Genomic DNA, 6,152 nt, shown 5'->3' on the forward strand with positions numbered 1-6,152 from the left:
GACCGGATTGAGCGCCGAGACTGCCGAGACCGATGGCCGCGCGAAGGGCGGCCGCCTCGTCGTCGTCTCGAACCGGGTTCCCGATCCCGGCAAGACCCAGGCGGGGGGCCTGGCCGTCGCCCTCGACGCGGCGCTGAAGGAACGCGGCGGGCTGTGGTTCGGCTGGTCGGGCCGCACCGTCGAGACGGGCACGGCGTCCGACGCTCCGCGCAGCCGCCGACGCGGCCCGGTCACCTATGCGACGATCGACCTCGACGAGAGCGAGCACGAGCATTACTACGCCGGCTTCGCCAACCGGGCCTTGTGGCCGGTCTGCCATTTCCGGCTCGATCTCATCCAGATCAGCGCGAAGGACACGCGCGGCTATTTCGCGGTCAACGAGCGCTTCGCCCGCGTGCTCGCGCCGCTGCTCGAGCCCGACGACATCGTCTGGGTGCACGATTACCACCTCATCCCGCTCGCGGCCGCCCTGCGTGCGGCGGGTGTGCGCAACCGCATCGGCTTCTTCCTCCACATTCCCTGGCCGCCCTCGCAGGTCTCGAGCGCGCTGCCCGCCTATCAGCGGCTCCTGTCGGGGCTCGCCGCCTACGACGTCGTCGGCTTCCAGACGCCGCTCGACGCGGAGAATTTCCAGGCCTGCCTCGCGCGCGACCTGCCGGAGGCGGCGGCGCGCCCGCCGCTCGCCCGCGATTTCCCGATCGGCATCGAGACCGCGGCCTTCGTCGCGCTGGCGCGCGAGGCGGCGCAGGACGAGCTCGCCGTGCGCCTGCGCCGCTCCATGCGCGGGCGCGACCTGATCATCGGCGTCGACCGGCTCGACTATTCGAAGGGCATCGGCCAGCGGCTCGAGGCCTTCGAGCGCTACATGGAGACGCACGCCGAGAGCCGCGATGCGGTCAGCCTCCTGCAGATCACGCCGCGCTCGCGCTCGGAGGTGCCCGAATACCAGCAGATGGAGCAGCAGGTCGCCGAGCACGTCGGCCGCATCAACGGCGCCTTCGGGGATGTGGACTGGGTGCCGATCCGCTACGTCAACTCGCCGATCCCGCACACCTCGCTCGCCGGGCTCTATCGCATGGCGAAGGTGGGCCTGGTGACGCCCCTGCGCGACGGGATGAACCTCGTCGCCAAGGAATTCGTCGCCGCCCAGCCCGAGGACGACCCCGGTGTCCTGATCCTCTCGCGCTTCGCGGGCGCCGTGCACGAACTCGACGGCGCGCTGATCGTCAACCCCTACGACACCGACGCCACCGCCGCCGCCATCGCCCGCGCCCTCGAGATGGAGCTCGACGAGCGCACCGAGCGCTGGCGGCGCATGATGACGCGCATCGCGGCGAACACGACGCGCGAATGGGCGGCGGAATTCATCGGGGTTTTGGAGGGGCGGCGTTAGGGCTCAACCCGGCCGCGATCAGTGCCTCGCCGAGAGTGCCGACCTGGGGGCCCCGTTCCGGCGGCTTTCGTCGTGTCGCTCTCTCGACCGTGCTCTGCACCGTGAGGCGGTGCAAGCGGCTCCAGAAATACGTCTCGTACGGCTGCAGATGGGCGAAGTCTTGGGGCGCGAAGCGAAAGCTCCAGATTCGCCCCACGATTGCGGCGATCCAGTCGGCGGCTTGGATGTTCTGATTGAGGTGACTTTCGACTTCGAACGGAGGGCTTGCAAGCCTCATCGCCGGCGCGTTGCCGAACATCGTCTGTGTGGCGGACCTGAGCAAGATCGGCCGGGCCGCGTGTTGGTCGATGACGACGACAAAATTCTGGTTTATGCGATTGCAGAACCGATCGATGCGTCGAATCGAGTTCGCGAATATCGTTTTATACAACCCATTTGGATTGACATCCTCCGTTTGCGACCATTTCTCGCGGCCGTAGTAGAATATCCGCCCTCCGCAGGCTTCGACGTGGTTTATTATGCGAAAAGCGGTCGATCGTATGTTGGGATATTTCAGAATGGATCTCGCGGTAAAGAGGTTTGCTCCCTTCTTTTCCCACTCGTAAGGCTGTTTGTCTGCTCTCCTGATCTCAAAATCCAGAAGATCGGTTTTCCGGTTCAGGAAATGGCCGCTGAAGCCGCGCACAGCCTGCTCCGGCAGCAGAATACCCGCCACCCCGAAAACGGGGCTGGTGTTGTGCTTGGGATGGTCGGCGCCATACCACGGCCCGATATGGCCGAATTCGTCGAGGTAAGCGAAGATCATAAACACGGAAGCCCACGCACATGGCGTGGGCCCCGGAATGAGCGCGTGGCGTGAGCCTCCGCATCTCCAGTTTCGAACTTAGTCCGCCTTGCAGGCCTCTGCAAGAGTCAACCGCATTCTTGCTGAAGAAATTTTCAATCCGTACCCGCGCCTTTCCTGCACGGCCACCGAGGGTAGACTCGTCGGATAAAACGTCAAGCTCGCATCCGCGCCGCGCCCTCCGTTCGTGCCGCCCCGATCACCCCCGAAACCCCTGTGGATAACGGGGAAGTCGGGGAGTTTGCGCAAAAGACACGCGCGTGGGGGTGCATTCGTCGCGCGACGCGATTCTCCTGGGAAACAAGACGAAAGCGGGGGCACGTCCGACGTCCAGAGACGGAGGAATCCGTGAGCGTTCATTATCTGCACGCCAGCGACGGTGTGCACCTACTCGTCGACCACCGGGGACGCCGCGTGCGTCGCACCGGCGACCAGCGGCGCGGCGCCATCGCCTATGCCCGCGAGCTGATGGCGAAGCTTCCCGATTATCCCGCCTGGGACGATTGGTCGGTCTACGTCTACGACGAGGCGGGGGAGTGCGAGATCGTCCCCTTCGCGGAGGCGCGCGAGACCGCCGACGAGGCGGTCACGCCGGCGCGGGATCGAGCAGCACGCACTCGCGGAAGGCCGGCGCGACCGATCCGCCCCATCGACCGTGATACCGGTCGAGCAGATCGCGGGCGCGTGGTCTTCCGGTCGCTGCGATCTCGTCCAGGGGATCGAGGTAGCCCGTCTCGTCGCGACGAAGCCCGCCACTGACGGCGCGGCGCGCGAGGCCTTCGCGGGCGATCGCGAGCGCGTCGCGGGCGATCTCGGCGAGGGAGCGGCCGCCGATGCGAGCGGCGAGCCCTTCGCGCGGGACCGCGTCGCGCAGCGCCTGGCGCTCCTGCGCGCTCCAATCGCGCACGAGATCCCAGGCGGCGTCGAGCGCCCCCTGGTCGTAGAGGAGCCCCACCCAGAAGGCGGGGGCGGCGACGAGCATCTCGCGCGGGCCGGCATCCATGCCGCGCATCTCGAGGAAGCGCTTGAGCCGCACTTCGGGGAAGACGGTCGAGACGTGGTTCGCCCAATCCGAGCGCGTGGCGCGCTCGCCCGGGAGCTGCGGCAGACGGCCCGCGAGGAGATCGCGGAAGCTCGCGCCCGCGACGTCGTGATAGACGTCCCCGCGCTTCACGAAATACATCGGCACGTCGATGAGCCAATCGACGTAGCGCTCGTAGCCGAAGCCGTCCTCGAAGGCGAACGGCATCATCCCGGTGCGGTGCGGATCGGTGTCCGTCCAGATCTGCGAGCGCATCGAGAGGTAGCCGTTCGGACGCCCCTCGGTGAAGGGCGAGTTCGCGAACAGGGCGGTCGAGAGCGGCTGCAGCGCGAGCGACACGCGCAGCTTGCGCACCATGTCGGCCTCGCTCGCGTAATCGAGGTTCACCTGCACGGTCGCCGTACGCAGCATCATATCGAGCCCGAGCCGACCGACCTTGGGCATGTAGCCCATCATGATCGCGTAGCGGCTCTTGGGCATGACCGGGGTCTCCTCCCGGCTCCAGAGCGGGCTCATGCCGAGATCGAGAAAGCCGATGCCGAGCGGATCGGCGACGCCGGCGAGGAGCCGCAGGTGCTCGTCGAGCTCGGCCGCGGTCGCGTGGACGTCCGTCAGGAGCGCGCCGGAGAGCTCGAACTGGCCGCCCGGCTCGAGCGAGACGGCGCCGCCGCCGTCGCCCTCGAACAGGCCGATCAACCGACCGCGGTCGGTGATCGGCTGCCAGCCGGTGGCCCCCATCAGGCCCTCGAGCACGGTCTCGATGCCGCGCGCGCCGTCGAAGGGGACGGGGCGCGCATCCGCGACGTAGAACGGCACCTTCTCGTGCTCGGTGCCGATGCGCCAGGCCTCGCGCGGCTTCTCGCCCTCGGCGACCCAGGCGACGAGCTCGTCGCGCGACGTGATCGGTGTCGCATCGGAAACGTCGCGGGCCATCGTTCGTCCTCGTTGCGGCGCCCGCGCCCGGCGCGAGCCTCGCCGCTAGATAGGCGGTTCGAGGAAAAGCCGCAATCGCGCCGCCGCGGCGCGGCATCCCCAACACGGTTACGTGAAATCCGCCCGCCGCTCAGGCATTGCCCGCGACCGTGGAGAGCATCGCCGGCTCGATGCCCATCGCGCGCAGCGCCCGATCGTATTTGATGTCGGGCGAGGGCGCGAACACGATCTCGGGATCGGCGGGGCAGGAGAGCCAGCCGTTCTTCTGGATCTCGCTCTCGAGCTGGCCCGCGCCCCAGCCGGCATAGCCGAGCGCGAAGATCGCGCGCTTGGGTCCGCGCCCGCGCGCCATCGCGCGCAGGATGTCGACGGTGGCGGTCAGGCAGATCTCGTCGGCGATGGGGAGCGTCGACTGGTCGAGGAAGAAATCGGCCGAATGGAGGACGAAGCCGCGGCTCGTCTCGACGGGGCCGCCCATCAGGACGGGCATGCCGCCGACGGGCTCGGGCAGACGGATCGTCTCCTCCGCGCCGATCACGTCGAGCTGGACGAGGAGCTCGGGCAGAGACAGGTCGCCCGCCGGCCGGTTGATGACGATGCCCATGGCGCCCTCCGAGGAGTGCATGCACAGGTAGACGACGCTGCGCTCGAACCGATCGTCGAGCATTCCCGGCATCGCGACCAGCAATTGTCCGTCGAGATAGCCCGGCATGGATGCGTCCTCGGAAAGTGGCATCGTCGGCATCCTCCCATGCTACGCCGAGCCGGCGCGAAGTCCAGCCCCCGAAGGCGCGGCGCCCGCGCGCTCGTGAGCGATCCTCACGGCAACGTCACTGGCGAAATCGTGCAGCCGCTCCGACATTCAAGCGGAGCCCGCGGCGGGAGTTCCCGCGCGCGGCGCTCGCGTCGCTCGCCAGAGCTCTCAGAACGGGACGAAGCCACGCATGCCCGACCGCCACATCGTCACCGCCGCTGCCGCCCTCCTCCTCGCGACGCTCCACCCCGCGACGCCGGTCGACGCGGGCGCCTCGGACTGGTCGACCGACCACGCCTCCCGCGCCCGCCTCGTCGCGGGGCCGGTCGAGGCCGACGGGGCGCGCTGGGCGGGCGTCGAGATCGTCATGGACGGGGGCTACAAGACCTATTGGCGCACGCCCGGCGATTCCGGCATCCCGCCGGAGCTCGACTGGTCGGCCTCGACGAACGTGGCGGGTATCGAGGTCGAGTGGCCCGCGCCCGAGCGCTTCGAGGACGCGTTCGGCGCCTATTTCGGCTATCTCGAGCATGTCGTCTGGCCGGTGCGGGTGATCCCGGAGGATCCCGACGCGCCGGTCGTCCTCGCGCTCGATCTCCTCTACGGCGTCTGCAAGGACATCTGCATTCCCGCCCAGGGCTCGGCCACGCTCGATCTGCCCGCGGAGCCGATCGCGAGCGATCCGACCGTCGTGCGGGCGCGCGAGGCGGTGCCCGTCGCCGTCGCCCCCGGCGAGGCGCACGAGGGCCTCGCGGTGCACGGCGTCGAGCCGCGGGACGCCCACACGCTCGCGGTGCGCGTCGAGGCGCCGGCCGGCGCGCGGCTCTTCGCCGAGGGGCCCGACCATTCCTGGTTCCTCGCGCCCGCAGCCGAGATGGGGCCCGACGGCACCTTCGCCGTCGAGATCGCCCACGCGCCCCGCGACGCGCACGGGCCCTTGCCGGTGCGCCTGACCCTCGTCGCCGACGGCGCGGCGATCGAGACGCTCGTCGAGGTCGAGCGGTGAGACGGTGTGGATGTTCATCTCGGGGCTGTCATCAAGGTAGTCGCGCCGACGGGGTGAGCGCTCCACCGGTGTCATCCCCGGCCGGAGCACGCGTAGCGTGCGCAGGGGAAGCAACTAATATTCACGCGGCATTTTCGACCCATGGGGTGCCCCTGGCGAGGACGGCGTTGATCTGGACGA

5 protein-coding genes and 1 pseudogene are annotated in these 6,152 nt (G+C 68.8%); 3 read left to right on the forward strand and 3 right to left on the reverse strand.

Annotated features, from left to right (window positions below; all coding sequences use genetic code 11):
• The first annotated feature begins 7 nt into the window (after window positions 1-7).
• Complete coding sequence (locus tag ACK4UM_RS18000) at window positions 8-1,393, forward strand: trehalose-6-phosphate synthase (protein WP_409802065.1); 1,386 nt, start codon at window positions 8-10, stop codon at window positions 1,391-1,393.
• Here the strand turns inward: ACK4UM_RS18000 and ACK4UM_RS18005 are convergent.
• The gene (locus tag ACK4UM_RS18005) at window positions 1,365-2,198 is read right to left on the reverse strand and encodes a DUF3800 domain-containing protein (protein WP_409802076.1); all 834 of its coding nucleotides are present in this window, start codon (window positions 2,196-2,198) and stop codon (window positions 1,365-1,367) included. The two genes, ACK4UM_RS18000 and ACK4UM_RS18005, sit on opposite strands and share 29 nt — an antisense overlap.
• Window positions 2,199-2,585: 387 nt before the next feature.
• Between ACK4UM_RS18005 and ACK4UM_RS18010 the strand changes: the two are divergent.
• Window positions 2,586-2,762, forward strand: a pseudogene (locus ACK4UM_RS18010) (DUF6894 family protein); the annotation flags it as partial.
• 61 nt (window positions 2,763-2,823) lie between these two features.
• Here the strand turns inward: ACK4UM_RS18010 and ACK4UM_RS18015 are convergent.
• Both ACK4UM_RS18015 and ACK4UM_RS18020 read right to left on the reverse strand, forming a co-directional pair.
• Entirely contained in the window at window positions 2,824-4,212 is a 1,389-nt protein-coding gene (locus tag ACK4UM_RS18015) for a glutamate--cysteine ligase (RefSeq protein ID WP_409802068.1), read from the reverse strand.
• A 130-nt stretch (window positions 4,213-4,342) separates the two neighbouring features.
• Window positions 4,343-4,948, reverse strand: a complete 606-nt coding sequence (locus ACK4UM_RS18020; RefSeq protein WP_409802072.1) for a YqgE/AlgH family protein — start codon at window positions 4,946-4,948, stop codon at window positions 4,343-4,345.
• Between the two features lie 208 nt (window positions 4,949-5,156).
• Here ACK4UM_RS18020 and ACK4UM_RS18025 point away from each other — a divergent pair, with 208 nt between their 5' ends.
• Window positions 5,157-5,972 carry a protein-disulfide reductase DsbD domain-containing protein gene (locus tag ACK4UM_RS18025; RefSeq protein WP_409802074.1) on the forward strand — a complete coding sequence of 272 codons (816 nt, stop codon included), beginning with the start codon at window positions 5,157-5,159 and terminating at the stop codon, window positions 5,970-5,972.
• Window positions 5,973-6,152: the final 180 nt, after the last annotated feature.

It is taken from the genome of Salinarimonas sp. (genome assembly GCF_046292825.1).
Taxonomy (GTDB): Bacteria; Pseudomonadota; Alphaproteobacteria; order Rhizobiales; family Beijerinckiaceae; genus Salinarimonas.

Coding starts and splice junctions, on each gene's coding strand:
- ACK4UM_RS18005 (WP_409802076.1), bottom strand. CDS start 2,198: ATGATCTTCGCTTACCTCGACGAATTCGGCCATATCGGGCCGTGGTAT.
- ACK4UM_RS18015 (WP_409802068.1), bottom strand. CDS start 4,212: ATGGCCCGCGACGTTTCCGATGCGACACCGATCACGTCGCGCGACGAG.
- ACK4UM_RS18020 (WP_409802072.1), bottom strand. CDS start 4,948: ATGCCACTTTCCGAGGACGCATCCATGCCGGGCTATCTCGACGGACAA.
- ACK4UM_RS18025 (WP_409802074.1), top strand. CDS start 5,157: ATGCCCGACCGCCACATCGTCACCGCCGCTGCCGCCCTCCTCCTCGCG.